Raw genomic sequence first — 18,705 nt, forward strand, 5'->3', positions numbered from 1 at the left:
CTATGAAGTGTCAAAGTTGGAGTATCAAATGTTCGTAGCTTGAGGAGTGTGTCGCATGTCCGCCATGCAGTCGCCCCAGACATTGGCAGAAAAAGTCTGGAATGCGCATGTTGTGCGCCGAGGAGAAGGCGAAGGCGAAGCTCGCCAGCCAGATTTGATCTACATTGATCTCCACCTGCTGCACGAGGTGACCTCGCCGCAGGCCTTCGAGGGCCTTCGCCTGGCTGGCCGTCCACTGCGTCGGCCGGACCTGACGATTGCGACCGAAGACCACAACACCCCAACGCTGGATATTGACAAGCCCATTGCTGACCTGACCAGCCGCACCCAGATCCATACCCTGCGGGATAACTGCAAGGAATTCGGTGTCCGCCTGCACTCCTTGGGCGACAAGGAGCAGGGCATCGTTCACGTGGTGGGTCCGCAGCTGGGTTTGACCCAGCCAGGAATGACTGTTGTCTGCGGTGATTCGCATACTTCGACCCATGGCGCCTTCGGCGCCCTGGCTTTGGGCATCGGCACCTCGGAAGTCGAGCATGTCATGGCCACTCAGGCGCTGAGCTTGAAGCCATTCAAGACCATGGCCATTAACGTCGAAGGCACCTTGAAGCCTGGTGTCACCTCCAAGGACATCATCTTGGCGGTCATCGCCAAGATCGGTACCGGTGGCGGCCAGGGATACGTGCTGGAGTACCGTGGTTCTGCGATTCGCTCGCTGTCCATGGATGCCCGCATGACCATCTGCAACATGTCCATCGAGGCTGGCGCCCGCGCCGGCATGATTGCTCCGGACGAGACCACCTTCGAATACGTCAAGGGACGCCCGCATGCACCGGCAGGCGAAGACTGGGACGCCGCCGTCGAGGACTGGAAGCAGCTGCACACCGATGATGGCGCGCGCTTCGACGCTGAAGTCTTCTTGAATGCAGATGAACTTGAACCATTTGTCACCTGGGGCACCAACCCGGGCCAGGGTGTCTCGCTGTCCGAGAATGTGCCTTCTCCGGAAGACTTCGAAGACGAGAATGATCGCAAGGCCTGCGAGCGTGCCTTGGACTACATGGGTCTGACCGGCGGCACGCCGCTGAAGGACATCCGCGTGGATACCGTCTTCCTGGGGTCCTGCACCAACTCCCGCATGGAGGACCTGCGTGCAGCAGCTCAGGTCATCAAGGGCAAGGAAAAGGATCCTGATGTCCGCATGATCGTGGTACCCGGCTCGGCGCGTGTTCGGCTGGAAGCCGAAGCAGAAGGCCTGGATCAGATTTTCAAGGATTTCGGTGCTGAATGGCGCTTTGCAGGTTGCTCCATGTGCCTGGGCATGAACCCGGACCAGTTGGCCGAGGGGGAGCGCTGCGCGTCCACCTCCAACCGCAACTTCGAAGGACGACAGGGCAAGGGCGGACGTACCCACCTGGTGTCGCCACTGGTGGCCGCGGCTACCGCAATCCGTGGAACCCTCTCGTCGCCTAGCGACCTCGTCAACGTACCGGCTTCGGTCTAGGAAGGATCACCGTCATGGAAAAGATTGTCAGCCACACCGGTATTGGTGTTCCACTGCGCCAGAGCAATGTGGACACGGACCAGATTATTCCTGCCGTTTACCTCAAGCGCATCACCCGCACCGGCTTCGAGGATGCGTTGTTCGCGGGTTGGCGACGGGATGAGAAATTCATCCTGAACCAGGAACCTTTCAATACCGGCTCCGTGCTGGTGGCAGGTCCCGACTTCGGCACCGGTTCTTCGCGCGAGCACGCTGTCTGGGCGTTGAAGGATTACGGATTCAAGGCTGTGATCTCCGCTCGGTTTGCCGATATTTTCCGTGGCAACTCGGGCAAGCAGGGACTGGTTGCTGCTGAAGTTGCCCAGAGCGATATTGAATTGATCTGGAAGGAACTGGAGAACAATCCGGGCACCACGGTCACCGTTGACCTGGAATCGCGTACGGTCCAGTGCGGTTCCATCTCGGCACCGTTCCAGATTGACGACTACACCCGCTGGCGCTTGATGGAAGGCCTGGACGATATCGGCCTGACCTTGCAGCATGAGGAAGATATCACCGCATACGAAGCCAAGCGTCCTGCGCATAAGCCGCAGACTTTGCCGGCACGAACCGCAGGCTAAGCACCGAGTTCAAAGTAATTGGAATGGTCCGCTCCTCCTTGACGTTGTTAGGGGTGAGCGGATTATTGCATTCCTGATGGAATGAATTTCGGCAGAGCATAATAGGTCTGTCTGAAAGCATGCTCACAATGTGTGCGCCACGAGATGATCTGGGCATACTGGCAGGTACAGAGGCGGTATGCTTACTTAGTCCTGCCAGTTCGAAAGCCTAGAAGCTTCGGCGGGCGATAACGACTACGCGATGAGGTAATTCATACATGGGTAAGATCCTGACGATCCATGGTGGTGTCCCGCTCAAGGGCACCGTACGAGTCGGCGGAGCAAAGAACCTAGTGCCAAAAGCCATGGTCGCGGCTCTGCTTGGCGATACCCCTTCGGTATTGCGCAACGTACCGGAGATCAAAGATGTAGCTGTCGTGCGCAGCCTTCTTGAAATCCACGGTGTCAAGGTTGACCAGGACCCTGAAACCGGCGATCTCACCATGGACCCTACCCAGGTCAAGACCGCCTCGAACCAGGCGATCGATGCCCATGCCGGTGACTCGCGTATCCCTATTCTTTTCTGCGGACCATTGATCCACGCCTTGGGCGAAGCGTTCATCCCGGATCTGGGTGGCTGCCGCATCGGCGACCGTCCGATTGACTTCCATCTGGAAGTCCTGCGCGACTTTGGCGCGATCGTTGACAAGGCCGCCGATGGCATCCGCATCTCGGCCCCTAACGGATTGACCGGCGCCAAGGTTGAACTGCAATACCCAAGTGTTGGCACCACCGAACAGGTCCTGCTCTCGGCCGTTCGAGCCAAGGGCGTCACCGAAGTCAGCAACGCTGCCATTGAGCCAGAAATCCTTGACCTGATCTCGCTGCTGCAGAAGATGGGCGCCATCATCTCCGTGCACCGCGACCGCGTGATCCGCATCCAGGGTGTCGAGAAGCTTACGGGCTTCGACCACTCCGCGTTGCCTGATCGCAACGAAGCCGCATCCTGGGCCTCTGCCGCGCTAGTCACCAAGGGCGATATTTTCGTCCAAGACGCGACCCAGCGTGATTTGACTGCTTTCCTGCACGTCTACCGCCAAATCGGTGGTGAATTCGACGTCAAGTCCGACGGCATTCGCTTCTTTCACCCAGGTGGAGACCTTAATCCACTGATCCTGGAAACCGACGTCCACCCGGGCTTCATGACTGACTGGCAGCAGCCGCTGGTAGTGGCCCTGACCCAGGCCAAGGGCGTATCGGTCATTCACGAGACCGTGTATGAGAACCGCTTCGGATTCACCGATGCGCTGGTTCGCATGGGTTCCACCGTCCAGGTTCACACCGACTGCCTCGGATCCACACCTTGCCGCTTCGGACAGCGCAACTTCAAGCATTCTGCTGTTGTCGTAGGCCCAGCGAAGCTGACCGGTGCCGACATCGATGTTCCTGATCTTCGTGGCGGATTCTCCCATTTGATCGCTGCCCTGGCTGCCGAAGGCACCAGCAAGGTCACCGGCATTGAAATCATCAACCGAGGCTACGAGCACTTCATGGAGAAGCTGCAGGCCCTGGGCGCAAATGTCGAGCTGAGCAACTAAAGGGGATCCGATTCGTGGTAAAGATTCTGGCCCCTGGCGAATCTGCTAAGACTAAACGGGTTTTCTCGCTATTGGCGGGCATTGTCCGTTCTGCCATGAACGGTTTGATGGGCAAAACGTGGAAGGGCTTCGAAACCCTCCCTCCGGACGGGTACATCCTCTGCCCCAATCACCTGACCGAGATTGATCCGCTGGTTGTCGGCCATGCTATTTACAGCAATGGCCGGCTGCCACGCTGGCTGGCCAAGGAATCCTTGTTCAAGATCCCAGTGCTCGGATGGATGCTGCGCGAGACCGGCCAGGTTCCGGTGTCACGCAGCGCATCCAATGCTGGCGAATCGCTGGCCGCGGCCCGAAAAGTCTTGGACGCCGGCGGGGTCATAGTCATTTACCCGGAAGGGACGCTGACCCGCGACCCTGCTCTGTGGCCAATGGTAGGACGAACCGGTGCCGCACGTTTGGCCCTGCAGACTGGCGCACCAGTGGTACCGATGGCTCACTGGGGCGACCAGGAACTGCTGCCGCGCTATTCCAAGAAAATGTATCCGTTCCCGCGAAAGCACGTCACGGTGTCAGTTGGCCAGCCAGTGGATCTTGATGACTTGCGTGATGGCCCGCGGACTCGTGCAGTGCTGCAAGAAGCCACCGATCGCATCATGGACGCGATCACCGCACTGACCGCAGAACTGCGCCAAGAAGAAGCACCAGCTGCGCGTTGGGATCCCAGCAAGCATGGCCAGTCGAAGACTGGACGCAATTTCGATACCCCGGATAACTAATTACCTTGATCAACACCTTCCAGAGGACTGACATTGACTAAGCCGCTACCACGCAAAATCGCCGTCATGGGCGCTGGCAGCTGGGGGACAACCTTCGCCAAGGTGCTTGCTGATTCCGTTGCAGACAAGGGCATCGACGTTCAGATTTGGGCCCGTCGCGAAGACGCCGCCACTGAAATCAATGAACGCCACACCAATTCACGCTACCTGCGCGAAACCAAGCTTCCGGCCAACATCACGGCATCATCGGATCCGAAGACCGTTCTCACCGACGCTGACCTTGTCGTCTTGGCGATTCCGGCTCAGTCGTTGCGCCAGGAATTGGCGAAGTTCAAAGAATTCTTTGAACCCGGTGCGGTCTTGCTTTCACTGATGAAGGGTCTTGAACGCGGGACCGATCTGCGCATGAGCCAGGTCATCGCCGAAGTCACCGGGCTGCCTGCAGAGCAGATCGCTGTGCTTTCCGGACCAAACCTGGCAATGGAAATCGCACGCGAGCAGCCAACAGCTTCGGTCGTGGCCTGCACCGATTCTGATATTGCGCAGTGGATTGCTGAACTGTGCTCCGCTGCATACTTCCGTCCCTACACTAATGACGATGTCTTGGGTGTTGAGCTTGGCGGAATCGTCAAGAACATTATCGCCCTTGCCGTTGGCATGTGCGATGGCATGGGAATGGGCGATAACACCAAGTCCACCGTCATCACGCGCGGCTTGGCTGAAACCACTCGCTTGGTCCTCGCCCTGGGTGGCCGTTTGGACACCTTGGCAGGTCTTTCTGGCTTAGGCGACCTTGTGGCTACCTGTTCTTCCTCGCTCTCCCGCAACAACACTGCAGGACGCCTGCTTGGCCAGGGGCTCTTCTTGGAAGAGGTCAATGACCGCATGTCGCAGACTGCGGAAGGCATCAAGTCAGCACGTGCCGTATTCGACTTGTCCCAGGCCCATCACGTGGAAATGCCAATCACCGAAGCAGTGGTCATGGTCCTGGAGGGCACCTTGAGCGTTGAAAATATGGCTGCACGCCTGTTGGCGCGTGAATTGAAATCTGAAGGAGAACGTCACTAATGACTGAACGCAAGCTCCGCGTCCTCTTGCTCTTCGGTGGCCGTTCCTCAGAGCACTCCGTTTCCTGCGTTACTGCGGCCGGCGTCATGCACGCCATCGACCGCGAGCGTTTCGAAATTGTTCCGGTGGGTATCACCCGCGACGGCGGCTGGACCCTGCTGGACGAGGATCCAGAAGGCTGGGCACTGAATACTGGCAAGCTGCCAGAAATTTCCTCGGTGGATCATCCGGTGCATCTTTCCACCGACGCGCAGAAGACATCATTGCTGTCCTACTCGGACTCCACGGTGGCAGATCTGGGCGAGATCGACGTGGTCTTCCCGTTGCTTCATGGTCCATTTGGCGAGGATGGATCAATCCAGGGCATGCTGGAAATGGCTGGCGTTTCCTACGTTGGCTCGGGTATCGCAGCCAGCGCGATGGGCATGGACAAGCATTTCATGAAGGTAGTCTTCGAAGGGGCAGGCTTCAAGGTAGGCCCATACGAAGTCATCACCAACAAGCAGTGGCTGCGCAACAGCGAAGCTGCCATGAAGCGCTGCGAAGACCTGCAGTACCCGTTGTTCGTCAAGCCGGCCCGTGCAGGATCTTCGGTAGGCATCACCAAGGTAGACGAGTCTTCGGGGCTTCGTGCCGCTATTGAAATTGCCCGTGCTGAAGATCCCAAGGTGATCATCGAGCAGGGGATCGTTGGCCGTGAAATCGAATGCGGTGTTCTTGAAGGCCGCGGCTGCGAACCTTCGCGTGCGTCATTGCCAGGCGAAATCGCGGTGGCAGATAACGAGCACACCTTCTACGATTTCGAAGCGAAATATGTTGATGGCGCCGCGGCCGAGCTCAGCTGCCCAGCAGATCTGAGCGAGGAAGCCACTCGCGAGATCCGCGAACTTGCAGTCAAGGCCTTCGACGCTATTGATGCAGAAGGCTTATCTAGAGTTGATTTCTTCTACACTCCTGAAGGGGAGTGGATCATCAATGAAATCAACACCATGCCCGGCTTCACGCCGTCAAGCATGTACCCGCAAATGTGGGCCAAAACGGGAATTGAGTACCGTGAACTTATTGATGAGCTGATTGGGCTGGCTACCGACCGGAATATCGGTTTGCGCTAATCCGGGAATAGCCGTTAAAGCGTGAGGGTGTGTTGAAGAATCAACACACCCTCACGCTTTACTTGTAGGCGATCCGCTTACAAGTTCACTGACTTGTCAACGCTGACGCACTTTTTGGAAGCCGGGATCTTCTGGGCTGCATCCGACAGCGTGGCCAGCACGGTACTTGACGGGATGACGTTAGGATCCAAGACGACTTCGGTCGCCGGCGTCCGGCCGTAAGTAGTCAAGGTCCAGATACCTGATTCTTCATCCTCATTCGCTACCCAGTCGACGTCATTCACGGATACGCAGGGGTCAGTAGTGGGTCCTGGAACTTCGACACCGCAACGCAAGACAACTTTTGACGGGTCGCCCCAGGCCGAGGTTGCCTGCGAGGTCGTTGAACGACGCTCGGCATCATCGATGGCTTCGGGCAGGACAACCATCATTTCCGCACAAAGCGGGTTGGCTGCGTCCGGGGCAGCGTCCACGGAAGCGACTGATGCGCAGCCTGCAAGTACTGGTAGTAATAAAGTACCGCTCATCACCAATGCCGAAGTTTGAGCAAGTTTTCGGTTAAGTTTTGGTGACAGTCGGGCTTTCAAGCTGATTTTAGACACGTTATAAGACTACATCGGCACTCTGAAAGATAGGATGTACAGAGTTGAAACTGTGAAAGGTAGCAAATGTCCTTTGAAGAGCACCCAGCGCGACCGCGCAAAAAGAAAAAGCGCACAGGGCGAGCCATCGTCTTAAGCGTGCTTGCCCTCGTCATGGTCGCGGCGCTTGTTGCCGCCGGTTACCTTTGGAACCTTGGCAGAACTTTCGACTCTGAAAGCCAGACGATTACGGATGCCTTCCCTGCCGAAGAAACTCGTCCTGAAGTCAATGACGAGTCCAAGGACGCCGTCAACATCCTGCTGCTCGGAAGCGATACTCGCGCAACTCGTGAGGCGGATGAGGACAGCGAAGACTTTGGTACCCTGCCTAACGGTGGCCGCTCAGACACCATGATGCTGGTTCATATTCCTGCAGACCGCGAGAATGTGTTTGTCACCTCCGTCATGCGCGACACCTGGCTTGATATTCCGGGCGTAGGCACTGCCAAGATCAACCGCGCTTTTGCCAGCGGTGGAGTGCCCAAAGCAGTCGAAACCCTTGAGGGGCTCTTCGGTGTTCGCATTAACCACGTCGCGTCCGTCGATTTCGAAGGATTCAAGGGTCTAACCGATGCAGTGGGCGGAGTTACCGTCAATAATCCGCGCGGCTTCAAGCAGTCGATTGTTAATGGCATGTACTTCCCAGAGGGTGTTCAAACTCTGGACGGTGAACAGGCACTGGCATTTGTCCGTGAACGCAAGTCCTTCCCAGGCAGCGACTACGAGCGCGTCAAGAACCAGCAGCTTTTCGTCAAGGCTTTGCTTGGTCAGTTGATGTCCAAGGAAACCCTGACCAACCCGGGTAAGGTCTCTGAAGTTGTTTCTCAAATTGCACCGTTCATTGCAGTTGATGAAACTCTGGATTCTGGCAAGGTTGCCTCTTACGCTTCCTCCATGCTGAACCTGCGTTCGAACGATATGGAATTCTTCACCCTTCCTAACAAGGGTCCGGGACGTTCTGCCGACGGACAGTCAATTGTCATTCCGGATATGGAAGTGATTGAGAAGTTTGGCAAGGCACTGCAAGAAGACAAGATGGCAGAGTTCGTAGAAACTACTGACCTGTCACGATAACTCCACCGAAGGACCAACTTTCCATGACTCCCCAAAAACTCGATACCTCGGTGCGTGCCATCAGAGAATGGCTCGCACGGAGTGTCAAGAGTCTCGGGAACCATTCTGACCGGCTCAATGCCATCAACGTTTTCCCGGTAGCAGACGGAGATACGGGCAGTAACCTGTATCTGACTGCACGGGCAGGTCACGATGCAGTGAGTAAACTGGAAAGCGACGACATCGGTGGCTTCTTAGAAGTTGCTGCGCGCGCGTCAATGGAATCGGCGCGCGGCAACTCTGGAACCTTGCTGGCTGTGTTTCTCAGCGGCCTGAGTGAACCGTGGGTCGGTTACGAGCGGCTTACCGCTCCGCTGCTAGCTCTTGGGCTTGAACGTGCCAAGGTGCGCTCCTGGTCAGCACTGAGTGAACCAGTTGAAGGCACCATGCTCTCCGTGATCAACGCCATCGCGTTGGCCGCAGGCTCAACCCTTGCTCACTTGAAGTGTGATTTAGAGAGCCGTGCAGCGTTGGACACGGTATTGACCCAGATGAGCCAAGCGGCTCGATTGGCAGTGAAGGGAACTGAAACAGAGCTCCCGTCCCTCGTTGAAGCCGGTGTAGTAGATGCGGGCGCGGTGGGCATGCTTATCATCATCGATGAATTTTGCGCTGCTATTCGAAGCGACGCCACTGATTTTGAGTCCTACGAGAAATTCCATGGCTATCAGGTCCAGGATCCGCATGTTCATCTGAACAATGACACTGAAACCGGCGTCGAAGTCATGTGCACTGTCTCTCTGGATGCATTAGGCGCTGCTACTCTGCGCGGTCAGCTAGATGCCATGGGCAATTCCGTGATCATGTCACCGGTAAACCAGCTTGAAGAAGACACTTACCGTTGGCGCGTACATGTGCATGTCCCGGAGTCTGAAAAAGCCTTGGACCTGATCAAGAAATACGGTGACCCAGTGAATATCAGCGTCACCGATCTGTGCACCCACGATGGCTGAAACAACGCTGACAACGTTTGAGAATGCAGAACTCTCAACATTCCTCGGAAATAAGAACGCCACCGCGCTGGAAAAGGCATTCGGCTACAGCACAGTGGGGGAGTTCCTCTGGCATTTTCCGCGGCGCTATGTCGAAGTAGGCGAACTTACGCCGATTTCAGAGCTTCCCTTTGACGAGCACGTCACCGTTGTAGCCCAGGTGGTCAACGTTAGCCAGCGACAGATGCACTCGCGTCGCGGTTTCATTTTTGAAGTGACCGTTAGCGATGAGCTCAGTGCAGGTGGCCAAGAGCTGAAGATGACCTTCTTCAATGGTTACCAAGCCCGAACGGACCTGGATATTGGAACTATTGCAATGTTCAGCGGCAAGGTTGGCTGGTACCAAGACCATCTGCAGCTGAGCCAGCCCGAATACGCGATCCTAGATGAGGCATCACAAGCGGATCCGCGCCCTATCCCGATCTATCCGGCTTCGGCGAAGATGCCGAATAAGCGCATCAGGGATTTGATGGCGTTGTTGATGGAACAATTCACAGATCAGAATCTTCCTGAATTTCTTCCAGCAGAACTGCTACGCACCCATCATTACCCAGTACGCCATCAAGCGTTCTTGGATCGACATTTTCCCAAAGAAATCAAGCAGGCATACGTGGCTCGACAGCGCTTTGCCTTTGAAGAAGCCTTCATGCTGCAGCTGGCATTAGGGGAACGCGGTCGCCAGCTGGGAGCGCAGAAAGCTATCGCGCGTCCACAGGTGCCAGGACGACTGGCCGATAAATTTGATGCCATCCTGCCGTTTACCCTGACTGAAGACCAGCTCCTTGTCGGAGAACAAATCTCTGCCGATCTGGCACAGCCACATCCGATGCATCGGTTGCTCCAGGGAGAGGTGGGCTCCGGCAAGACCATTGTCGCGCTACGCGCCATCTTGCAGGTGATCGATGCCGGAGGACAGGCGACGCTCCTAGCGCCGACAGAAGTCCTGGCCGCCCAGCACTATGCGTCTATCAAGAAGATGCTTGGCAACCTTGCAGAACCCGGATTGTTCGGCGAAGGCGAGGGAACTGGAGTCGCGCTCCTGACAGGTTCGGCAAAAACTGCACAGCGTCGCGAAGCTCTATTAGGTATTGCCAGCGGTGAAACAGGACTGGTGATTGGGACGCATGCCCTGCTGGGCGATCAGGTGCAATTTGCTGAACTTGGCCTAGTCATCGTGGATGAGCAACATCGTTTTGGCGTTGAACAGCGCGATGCCTTGCGGGCTAAGGCGGCCGGCTCTGTTCCGCATACACTGGTCATGACCGCTACGCCGATCCCGAGAACCGTCGCTATGACCGTGTTCGGCGATTTGGACACGTCGACAATCAAGCGCCTGCCCGCGGGGCGCGCACCGATCCAAACGCATATTGTGCCCATGCAGCTGACCGGTTTCCGGGACAGGTTGTTCTCAAGGATCATTGAGGAAGTCGGGAAGGGCCACCAAGTCTATGTGGTGTGTCCAAGAATTTCGGACACGACAGCGGAACAAGGCGTTCTCCTAGCGACCTATGAAGATTCTGCCGGACAAACCATGAGCGTCGAAGCCATGCAGGAGTTGCTGGGTGGGATGCCTGAATTTGTTGGGATACGTACCGAAGCGCTGCACTCGCAACTGGATGCAGCAGACAAGCAAGAAACCATGGATTCCTTTGCACGTGGCGAAATTGACGTGCTGATTTCTACGACTGTCATTGAAGTCGGTGTTGACGTTCATAATGCGACGTTGATGGTGATCATGGACGCTGAGCGCTTTGGCATCTCGCAGCTCCACCAGCTGCGTGGCCGCGTAGGCCGTGGCGGATTTCCCGGGACGTGCCTCATGACCACATGGTTGGACGCGGACCATCCGTCGGTAGGACGATTGAAGACGATCGAGTCAACAATCGATGGCTTTGAGCTAGCTGAAGCAGACTTGGCGGAACGCAAAGAAGGAAATATCCTTGGCGTTCAGCAATCGGGTAGCCGATCGTCGTTGCGGGAACTGAGCATCATCAAGGACCGCTCGCTTATTGAGCGGGCTAGAACCGATGCGGGTCTCCTCCTTGCCGATGGCAACTGGGGACGTCAACACCCCGGACTCCTGGCGGTTGCCGGGAATTGGCTTGATGAATCCACCAAAGAATATTTGAATAAGAACTGATTGAAGGTAGATCTAGGCAATGAGCCGAATAATCGCTGGAGCCGCTGGCGGGCGTCCACTGAAGTCCGTACCTGGTGATGCAACACGCCCTACAACGGACCGGGTCAAAGAGGCTCTCTTCTCCCGTTTGGAAAGCTGGGATATCCTCTCTGGCGCACGAGTACTGGATCTCTTTGCAGGATCAGGGTCGCTAGGCGTCGAGACAGCCAGCCGCGGGGCGCGGCAGGTTGTTCTGGTAGAAAAGGCGCCCAAAGCGGTCTCTGTTTGCCAGCAAAATGCGGCACTGGTGAATAAGGTTCTGAAGACCGATACCGTTACGGTTCAGCGCGGGAGTGTTGATAGCGTCCTCGATGGGTATTACAACGCGGTTTCGGGAGTGCCCAGCAAGACCTTTGACGTGGTCTTGCTGGATCCTCCTTACCCGCTGACTGAAGAAGAACTAGCTGTCACGCTCGAGAAGATATCCAGAATCCTAGCTGAAGATGCCACCGTGATCGTCGAGCGTTCCGGTCGTTCACCAGAACCAACATGGCCGAGCGCCATGGAGAAGTTCGCCGACAAGAAATACGGCGAAACGCACCTATGGTTTGCAGAACCCATCTAGATCCATCGAATGGCGAACCTCTGACGGGTGTGGTCCCGCTGCCTGGCATTGGAGTATTAGATCGTCCCGGAATCGTTGGCGGGACGCTGTCAATATCAAGTTCCCGGGGAAGCGCTTGGTAAACATTTCCGGACTTGAACTCAGCATCACGAATTCAAAGCTGGAACCTGCTGCCTCAACTTGAGAACAAGTGAAATCCAAGGGAGGATCATCGCCAATGTTCACAAACAGCAATCCGTCGTTGGCCAATGAATTCTTGAGTTCTGCGTAGTAGCCGTCGGTGGTGAGGTGTTCTGGTGCGTCCGGCCCAGAGAAGATATCCAGTACGATGACGTCAAACTTTTCATCGACCAGTTGTTCGGCAAGCACGCTCCTTGCATCGGCAACAATTGGGGATAGATCGCAGTCTTGAGGCAAAGGCAGATGCGTGAGAACGAAATCAAGAAGTTCCCGCTCAATGTCTACAGCTACGTGAGTACTCGGCGGATAAACCACACTCGCCCAGCGAGCCAGAGTCAAAGCGCCTGCGCCGAGATGCAGCATCTTCATTGGACGCTCCTCTGGGCGCAGGACCTTCAGATGATTGGCAATGCGCGCGAGATATTCGTAGAAGACTTCTTCCGGATGCGAAAGATTGACATGCGACTGGGGCGCGTCGCCGATGGCGAGTATTTTTGACCCGGGGACCAAGTCATCGTCGTAAATCGTGGCGTGTTCCTGGACGAAACCAAGCCACCGTTTAGCCAGCTTTCGTGTCAATTGGAGAGCACCTCTGGCAGGCGCTGCAATCGCTGAACTGCATCGGAAATCACGTCAGTCTTTTTGCAGAAGGCGAAGCGCAGCAGGCCCTGGTAGTCATTTCGGTTTTCGGGATGGACAAAGGCCGACATCGGTATCGCCGCAACTCCGAGGTGCTCGGGCATCATTCGTGCTACTTCAGCAGCATCATTCAATTCAAAGCCACGTAAATCAGCAACCAAGAAGTAGGTACCCTTTGGGCGAATCACCGGGATGCCAGCTGTTTCCAGACCTGATGCGAGAATTTCTCCCGACTGTCCGAGATCGGCGGCGAAGCGCTCGAAGAAGGCGTCTGGAAGTTGCAGGGCTTTCGCTACTGCCGGTTGGAACGCTGGGCCCGAGGAGTAGGTCAGGAACTGTTTCACTGTACGGACAGCAGTGATCAGTTGGCGAGGACCGGTTGCCCAGCCTACTTTCCAGCCAGTAAAGGAGAAAGACTTGCCCGCTGAAGAAATGGTGATGGTTCGCTCTGGTCCACCGGGCAAGCTCGCGATGGGAACATGTCGCACACCGAAAGTCAGATGTTCATAGACCTCATCGGCGATGATGATGCAGTTGTGCTGATGCGCCAGGGCAATGATTTCTTGGAGCACTGAAACATCTAATACGGTGCCAGTTGGATTATGGGGATTATTCACGAGGATTACCCGCGTCTGGTCAGTGACTGCACGTCGAAGGTCATCCAAATCTGGTTCGAAATTCGGAGCCTTGAGCTGAACGACCTTATGCACAGCGTTGGTCAACCCAATCATGGCTGCATAGGAGTCGTAGTAAGGCTCAAAGGTCACAACTTCATCGCCAGGTTCCAGGAATGCCAGCAGAGAAGCGGCGATGGCTTCAGTTGCGCCTGTGGAAACGACAATCTCAGTCTCCGGGTCAAGCTTCAACGAATAGAACCGTTCCTGATGCGCAGCGATAGCTTCGCGGAGGTTCAGGGTCCCTGAACCTGGTGCGTATTGATTAGCGCCATTTTGAATTGCGTCGATGGCAATTTGCTTGATTTCTGGTGGACCCTCGGAATCGGGAAACCCCTGGCCTAGATTGATGGCCTTGTGGTGATTCGCTAATGCGGTGATTTCTTCAAAGATCGTCACTCCGGGCTGTCCATTGGAATCTAGTAGGTTGGCACCATATGCGGTTCGCTGCCATGGAGTGAATTCAATGCTCATGAGTCCATTATCGTCTCGTACAGAGGAACGAGGGTATTAAGTCATGGAATCTTTACGAGACATTCACACCAGATCGCTAATTTGACATGAGTTCTTGATAGATTCAGTTCATGCGAAGAGCGGTATGCCCGGGTTCTTTTGACCCAATTCATAATGGACACGTCGAAATCATTGCGCGTGCGGCGAGCCTTTTTGATGAGGTGATCGTGGCAGTGTCCACGAATTACTCCAAGAAGTATCGCTTCAGCGAAGACGAACGAGTCACCATGGTAGAAGAAACTGTCGGTGGACTGCGTGGGGTTTCCGCTGTGCCGATGGGCCAGGGGCTGCTAGCTGATTTCTGCAAGGAGCAGGGAGCGGAAGCAATCGTCAAGGGATTGCGTAGCACTGTTGACTACGCCTATGAGATTCCCATGGCCACGATGAATCGGCATCTGACAGGTGTTGAAACGGTCTTCCTTCAGGCTGATACGCGATACACGCATCTTTCCTCATCTCTGCTCAAGGAAGTACAGGCTCTTGGCGGGGACGTTGATGAGTACTTCCCGCGCGCTGTAATCAAGAGGCTTACTCATCCGTAGGTAGTTGCGCAATACTGTCGCCATTAACTAATCCGAAGATAGGGGATTCAACACTATGTCTGCACCTCGCGCTATTACCAAAGCGGTCATTCCGGCAGCCGGTTTAGGGACACGTTTCCTTCCTGCAACGAAGGCAATGCCAAAGGAAATGCTCCCAGTCGTCGACAAGCCAGCGATTCAATACGTTGTCGCCGAAGCTGCTCGTGCTGGGCTTAATGATGTCCTGATGATTACCGGACGAAACAAGCGCGCTCTTGAAGACCATTTTGATCGTGTTCCGTCACTGGAAGCGTCTTTGGAAGCGAAGGGTGATACGAAGAAGCTCGCGTTGGTGCAAGATGCCACAGCGTTGGGGGATATCCATTATGTACGGCAACGCGATCCTCGCGGGCTGGGTCATGCAGTCTTATGTGCCAAGCAACATGTAGGGGATGAACCATTTGCGGTTCTTCTCGGTGATGACTTGATCCATGAAGATGATGACTTGCTTTCTTCCATGATTGACATTCAAAAGTCGACTGGCGGTTCAGTTATTGCTCTGATGGAAGTTGATCCGAAACAAATCAGTGCTTATGGATGTGCAGATGTGTCCCCGGTAGAGGATGCCGACTACGTCAAAGTTAATGGATTGGTTGAGAAACCGAGCGTTGAAGAAGCACCGAGTAATCTAGCTGTCATTGGACGTTATTTACTGCATCCCCGTGTATTCGAGATTCTGAAGCACACGGCTCCCGGTAGGGGCAATGAAATTCAGTTAACGGATGCTCTACAAGAGTTGGCGACTGCCGACGGGGAGGGAGCTGGTGTGCACGCTGTAGTTTTCCGAGGTCGGCGTTACGACACAGGCGACAAACTAAGTTATCTGCAAGCGAACATTGCCCTTGCTGTGGAGAACGAAGAACTCGGGGCCAACTTGAAGACTTGGCTGAAGAATTTCGTTAGAACTCTAGAAGACTAGTTCTTGACCTAGGCTACTCAGGATAATCACATTTATCTTGGGTAGTCTTTTTCATTGCGCGAAGTCACCCAGGCTGCCGTTGACCTTGGGGGATCGTTGCCCGGTGGAGTAGGAATGAGAATAGTGCAAGACCAAGATTCAGTCTTTTTGTCGCGGAGCGCGCGGACTCGATCTGAACGTCGGAAAAAGAAGAGAACACAAGGCATCGTCGTGTCTGTAGTTGTAGTGCTCCTGGTGGCAGTGCTCAGCACCGGCTATGTTCTTTTCGATTTGCAGCGCCAGTTCAACACGAAATCTAATACCGTGGATTTAGGATTTTCAGACGCCGAGGAGCAAGCTCGTCCGATCAAAGATCCTGAAGATAAGTCCATGAATGTCTTATTACTGGGCGTCGATCATGCAGATGAAGGTACTGCCGATGCTCAAGCTCTTGATGGGGCAGTTTCACAACGTAGCGATTCAATGATGCTTGTACATATCCCGGAAGACCGCTCACAGGTCTACGTTATGTCGATGGTTCGAGACATGTATGTGGAGATTCCGGGGCATGGAATGAACAAGCTCAATGCCGCGATATCGCTTGGCGGGGTTCCTCTGTTGATGCAAACGATTGAAGGACTCTTCAGCACCAAGCTTGATCATGTAGCCATGGTTGATTTCGAAGGGTTCCGTGAATTATCGACTGCTCTCGGTGGTGTGACTGTAAATAATGAGATCCCATTCACGGCAAATGACACGGACTACTTCTACCCAGCCGGCGACATCACGCTGGAAGGCGACCGCGCACTTCGGTTTGTGCGCGAGCGAAAGTCGTTTACCAATGGTGATTACCAACGTGTCGCGAATCAACGCAAGTTCATCGCTGCAGCAGCAAATCAGGTGCTCTCATCAGGAACATTAACTAACCCTGTCAAGCTGTACGAAATCGTCGACAAGGTTTCTCCCTATCTCACCTTTGACGACAACTTTGATGCCGCAACCTTGGTCGGACTGGGTTTGCAACTCAAAAACGTGGACACGGAGAATATGGAGATGTTCACCATGCCAACTGCTGGAACATCGACTAGTGCAGACGGGCAATCAATAGAATTGGCAAGCGAACTCGCTATTGCTCAAATTAGCGAAGCTTTGCAAGGCGATGCCATGGCTGACTACCTTCGCGAAAACCCGCCTGAAACACCGTAAGTAGTAGATGTGGGATGTACTACACCAAGCTGAAGAGCGAAAGCCAGAAGAACAGCTCTCCATCTACTAGACTTTGTACATCTATGCTTAGCCGATAATGCATCAAGAAGCATTCGAACAAGAGGACATAATTCGCATGACAGTTGCAGATGAGGCCGAAAAATACGGCTTGCACCGTGTTGGTGCAAGACCAACATTGGTCAACTATCTGAAGCAGACATGGCAACGCCGCGAGTTCATTTATGAGCTGGCTAAAGCACGCGTCCAATCGCAGAACCAGCGAAATCGCCTGGGGATGGTATGGATCGTAATCAAGCCGACATTCAATGCTTTGGTGTACGGATTTGTCTTCGGCATCTTGCAGGGCGGCGCACGAGGTGTCGATTTCCCCGTTTATGTCGTGATCGGCGTTTTCCTTTTCGAGTTCTTCTCAACCTCGATGAACGGCGGAGCCAAGTCGATCACGGGGAATGCGGCTTTGGTGCAATCTCTTGCCTTCCCACGATTATCTCTGCCTGTCGCTCAGGTTACCCAGAACTTGCTGACTCTCATGCCAATGATCGCAGTGATGTTCATTTACGCTCTGATTCTTGGTACCAGCCCTAAGTGGACTTGGTTTGGGATTATACCGATCCTTGCAATCTTTACTGTTTTCAACCTCGGAGTCGCGTTAATTTGTGCTCGCATCACTGTGCACGTCCGTGACTTCTCGAACGTGTTACCCATGATTGGCCGCGTTCTGTTTTACACCTCAGGAGTGCTTTTCAGCGCAGAACGACTTCTGAATCATTGGCCCTGGATGATTGCAATCTTCGACATACATCCGATATATCAGACCCTGCAATTGGCTCGTGGATTCATCATGGATCATGCTGAGTATGACCCGCAGGCATGGTGGGTTATATCCGTTTGGGCAATTTTCATGCTTATCGCTGGGTTGATCTTCTTCTGGAAGGCCGAAGAAAGGTACGGACGTGCGAATTAGTTTCGATGATCTGATTAACCCGCAGCTGCATCCGGAGTACGAGCCAGCGCCTATATTCTCAGATGACACCTCCTTCATCGATGTTGTGACGCCTGACCAAGTCGAGTCGCAGTCGATTACTGTGGATTCGTCAAGGCAGCCTGTCGTCATCGTCGATAATCTGCATGTGAAGTATGAGGTGTTTGCAAGTGGCAAGGCAATTGGAAACGCAGGCGCCCGCCGCCTTCTCCAACCAAAGCTCAGAGGTGTTCGAACAGTTCATGCGCTCAAGGGAATTTCCTTTGTCGCCTATGAAAATGAATCAATCGGTGTAATTGGTTCGAACGGCTCGGGCAAATCCACGTTGCTTAGGGCCATCACTGGACTGACTCCGCCATCGGATGGCGCAGTATTCGCTCGTTCACGCCCCAGCCTACTTGGCGTAGGCGCAGCTTTAATCCCCGATCTTTCAGGCGACAAGAACATTACCCTAGGCGGGTTGGCGCTTGGATATAGCCGCGCTGAAGTCGAGAAGATGCGGGAAGAGATTACGAAATTTGCCGAGCTCGAAGAGTTTATCGACCTCCCAATGCGTACATATTCTTCGGGCATGGGCGCAAGGCTAAAGTTCGCGATTGCAGCTTCTAAAAAACATGACATCCTCATTGTTGATGAGGCTCTTGCTGTAGGCGATGCGAAATTCCGAAAGCGCAGTGAGGCCAAAATCCGCGAAATCCGGGATAGCGCGGGTACCATTTTCAATGTTTCCCACTCTATGAATTCCATCAAGGAAACCTGTGATCGTTGCATCTGGATTGAAAAGGGTGTGCAAATGATGGATGGTGACACTGCTTCAGTGATAAAGGAATATCAGAAATTCTTGAAAGCGAAGAAGTAAGG

At 54.5% G+C, this 18,705-nt stretch carries 18 protein-coding genes; 15 read left to right on the forward strand and 3 right to left on the reverse strand.

The window, feature by feature from the left end; all coding sequences use genetic code 11:
- Positions 1 to 64: 64 nt before the first annotated feature.
- The 6 genes from leuC (at position 65) to AAZQ98_RS04495 (ending at position 6,660) form a co-directional block, all read left to right on the forward strand.
- Positions 65 to 1,504: a 3-isopropylmalate dehydratase large subunit gene (leuC, locus tag AAZQ98_RS04470; RefSeq protein WP_402734990.1), complete on the forward strand. Its 1,440-nt coding sequence runs from the start codon at positions 65 to 67 to the stop codon at positions 1,502 to 1,504.
- Positions 1,505 to 1,518: 14 nt separating this feature from the next.
- A complete protein-coding gene (leuD, locus tag AAZQ98_RS04475; protein ID WP_402734917.1) occupies positions 1,519 to 2,124 on the forward strand; it encodes a 3-isopropylmalate dehydratase small subunit in 606 nt (201 codons plus the stop codon).
- Positions 2,125 to 2,381: 257 nt separating this feature from the next.
- A complete protein-coding gene (gene murA, locus AAZQ98_RS04480; RefSeq protein WP_434690148.1) occupies positions 2,382 to 3,701 on the forward strand; it encodes a UDP-N-acetylglucosamine 1-carboxyvinyltransferase in 1,320 nt (439 codons plus the stop codon).
- A gap of 107 nt (positions 3,702 to 3,808) precedes the next feature.
- Positions 3,809 to 4,480, forward strand: coding sequence for a lysophospholipid acyltransferase family protein (locus tag AAZQ98_RS04485; protein WP_434690151.1), 672 nt, complete (start codon positions 3,809 to 3,811; stop codon positions 4,478 to 4,480).
- Positions 4,481 to 4,513: 33 nt separating this feature from the next.
- On the forward strand, positions 4,514 to 5,548 hold the full coding sequence (locus AAZQ98_RS04490) for an NAD(P)H-dependent glycerol-3-phosphate dehydrogenase (RefSeq protein WP_400288809.1): 1,035 nt from the start codon (positions 4,514 to 4,516) through the stop codon (positions 5,546 to 5,548).
- Positions 5,548 to 6,660, forward strand: a complete 1,113-nt coding sequence (locus AAZQ98_RS04495; protein WP_434690153.1) for a D-alanine--D-alanine ligase family protein — start codon at positions 5,548 to 5,550, stop codon at positions 6,658 to 6,660. Before AAZQ98_RS04490 ends, AAZQ98_RS04495 begins: the two co-directional genes overlap by 1 nt.
- Before the next feature lie 77 nt (positions 6,661 to 6,737).
- Here the strand turns inward: AAZQ98_RS04495 and AAZQ98_RS04500 are convergent, their stop codons facing one another.
- Positions 6,738 to 7,187 carry a DUF3515 domain-containing protein gene (locus AAZQ98_RS04500; protein ID WP_400289345.1) on the reverse strand — a complete coding sequence of 150 codons (450 nt, stop codon included), beginning with the start codon at positions 7,185 to 7,187 and terminating at the stop codon, positions 6,738 to 6,740.
- 141 nt (positions 7,188 to 7,328) lie between these two features.
- Between AAZQ98_RS04500 and AAZQ98_RS04505 the strand changes: the two genes are divergently transcribed.
- Genes AAZQ98_RS04505 through rsmD form a run of 4 tightly spaced genes read left to right on the forward strand, consistent with a single transcriptional unit; the run spans position 7,329 to position 12,150 of the window.
- Positions 7,329 to 8,375: an LCP family protein gene (locus AAZQ98_RS04505; RefSeq protein ID WP_105661161.1), complete on the forward strand. Its 1,047-nt coding sequence runs from the start codon at positions 7,329 to 7,331 to the stop codon at positions 8,373 to 8,375.
- A 23-nt stretch (positions 8,376 to 8,398) separates the two neighbouring features.
- Positions 8,399 to 9,367: a DAK2 domain-containing protein gene (locus AAZQ98_RS04510; RefSeq protein ID WP_105661162.1), complete on the forward strand. Its 969-nt coding sequence runs from the start codon at positions 8,399 to 8,401 to the stop codon at positions 9,365 to 9,367.
- Entirely contained in the window at positions 9,360 to 11,546 is a 2,187-nt protein-coding gene (locus AAZQ98_RS04515) for an ATP-dependent DNA helicase RecG (protein ID WP_434690156.1), read from the forward strand. Before AAZQ98_RS04510 ends, AAZQ98_RS04515 begins: the two co-directional genes overlap by 8 nt.
- Before the next feature lie 19 nt (positions 11,547 to 11,565).
- Positions 11,566 to 12,150 carry a 16S rRNA (guanine(966)-N(2))-methyltransferase RsmD gene (gene rsmD / locus AAZQ98_RS04520; RefSeq protein WP_105661164.1) on the forward strand — a complete coding sequence of 195 codons (585 nt, stop codon included), beginning with the start codon at positions 11,566 to 11,568 and terminating at the stop codon, positions 12,148 to 12,150.
- Here the strand turns inward: rsmD and AAZQ98_RS04525 are convergent.
- On the reverse strand, positions 12,127 to 12,909 hold the full coding sequence (locus tag AAZQ98_RS04525; protein ID WP_434690158.1) for a spermidine synthase: 783 nt from the start codon (positions 12,907 to 12,909) through the stop codon (positions 12,127 to 12,129). The genes rsmD and AAZQ98_RS04525 overlap by 24 nt on opposite strands.
- Positions 12,906 to 14,117: an aminotransferase class I/II-fold pyridoxal phosphate-dependent enzyme gene (locus AAZQ98_RS04530; protein ID WP_434690161.1), complete on the reverse strand. Its 1,212-nt coding sequence runs from the start codon at positions 14,115 to 14,117 to the stop codon at positions 12,906 to 12,908. Before AAZQ98_RS04530 ends, AAZQ98_RS04525 begins: the two co-directional genes overlap by 4 nt.
- A 110-nt stretch (positions 14,118 to 14,227) precedes the next feature.
- Between AAZQ98_RS04530 and coaD the strand changes: the two genes are divergently transcribed.
- From coaD to AAZQ98_RS04555, 5 genes are all read left to right on the forward strand, one after another.
- Positions 14,228 to 14,698, forward strand: a complete 471-nt coding sequence (coaD, locus tag AAZQ98_RS04535; protein ID WP_434690164.1) for a pantetheine-phosphate adenylyltransferase — start codon at positions 14,228 to 14,230, stop codon at positions 14,696 to 14,698.
- 55 nt (positions 14,699 to 14,753) lie between these two features.
- Positions 14,754 to 15,656, forward strand: coding sequence for a UTP--glucose-1-phosphate uridylyltransferase GalU (gene galU, locus AAZQ98_RS04540; protein WP_133833489.1), 903 nt, complete (start codon positions 14,754 to 14,756; stop codon positions 15,654 to 15,656).
- Between the two features lie 210 nt (positions 15,657 to 15,866).
- The gene (locus AAZQ98_RS04545) at positions 15,867 to 16,841 is read left to right on the forward strand and encodes an LCP family protein (RefSeq protein WP_400288821.1); all 975 of its coding nucleotides are present in this window, start codon (positions 15,867 to 15,869) and stop codon (positions 16,839 to 16,841) included.
- Between the two features lie 136 nt (positions 16,842 to 16,977).
- Positions 16,978 to 17,826, forward strand: coding sequence for an ABC transporter permease (locus AAZQ98_RS04550; RefSeq protein WP_133833488.1), 849 nt, complete (start codon positions 16,978 to 16,980; stop codon positions 17,824 to 17,826).
- Positions 17,827 to 17,911: 85 nt separating this feature from the next.
- The gene (locus AAZQ98_RS04555) at positions 17,912 to 18,703 is read left to right on the forward strand and encodes an ABC transporter ATP-binding protein (RefSeq protein WP_388022946.1); all 792 of its coding nucleotides are present in this window, start codon (positions 17,912 to 17,914) and stop codon (positions 18,701 to 18,703) included.
- Positions 18,704 to 18,705: the final 2 nt, after the last annotated feature.

It is taken from the genome of Glutamicibacter sp. Je.9.36 (genome assembly GCF_051129975.1).
Lineage (GTDB): Bacteria > Actinomycetota > Actinomycetes > Actinomycetales > Micrococcaceae > Glutamicibacter.

Bases quoted from the DNA above. Each gene is read 5' to 3' on its own strand.
- leuC (WP_402734990.1), top strand. From the start codon at position 65: ATGCAGTCGCCCCAGACATTGGCAGAAAAAGTCTGGAATGCGCATGTT.
- leuD (WP_402734917.1), top strand. From the start codon at position 1,519: ATGGAAAAGATTGTCAGCCACACCGGTATTGGTGTTCCACTGCGCCAG.
- murA (WP_434690148.1), top strand. From the start codon at position 2,382: ATGGGTAAGATCCTGACGATCCATGGTGGTGTCCCGCTCAAGGGCACC.
- AAZQ98_RS04485 (WP_434690151.1), top strand. From the start codon at position 3,809: ATGGGCAAAACGTGGAAGGGCTTCGAAACCCTCCCTCCGGACGGGTAC.
- AAZQ98_RS04495 (WP_434690153.1), top strand. From the start codon at position 5,548: ATGACTGAACGCAAGCTCCGCGTCCTCTTGCTCTTCGGTGGCCGTTCC.
- AAZQ98_RS04500 (WP_400289345.1), bottom strand. From the start codon at position 7,187: ATGAGCGGTACTTTATTACTACCAGTACTTGCAGGCTGCGCATCAGTC.
- AAZQ98_RS04505 (WP_105661161.1), top strand. From the start codon at position 7,329: ATGTCCTTTGAAGAGCACCCAGCGCGACCGCGCAAAAAGAAAAAGCGC.
- AAZQ98_RS04510 (WP_105661162.1), top strand. From the start codon at position 8,399: ATGACTCCCCAAAAACTCGATACCTCGGTGCGTGCCATCAGAGAATGG.
- AAZQ98_RS04515 (WP_434690156.1), top strand. From the start codon at position 9,360: ATGGCTGAAACAACGCTGACAACGTTTGAGAATGCAGAACTCTCAACA.
- rsmD (WP_105661164.1), top strand. From the start codon at position 11,566: ATGAGCCGAATAATCGCTGGAGCCGCTGGCGGGCGTCCACTGAAGTCC.
- AAZQ98_RS04530 (WP_434690161.1), bottom strand. From the start codon at position 14,117: ATGAGCATTGAATTCACTCCATGGCAGCGAACCGCATATGGTGCCAAC.
- coaD (WP_434690164.1), top strand. From the start codon at position 14,228: ATGCGAAGAGCGGTATGCCCGGGTTCTTTTGACCCAATTCATAATGGA.
- galU (WP_133833489.1), top strand. From the start codon at position 14,754: ATGTCTGCACCTCGCGCTATTACCAAAGCGGTCATTCCGGCAGCCGGT.
- AAZQ98_RS04550 (WP_133833488.1), top strand. From the start codon at position 16,978: ATGACAGTTGCAGATGAGGCCGAAAAATACGGCTTGCACCGTGTTGGT.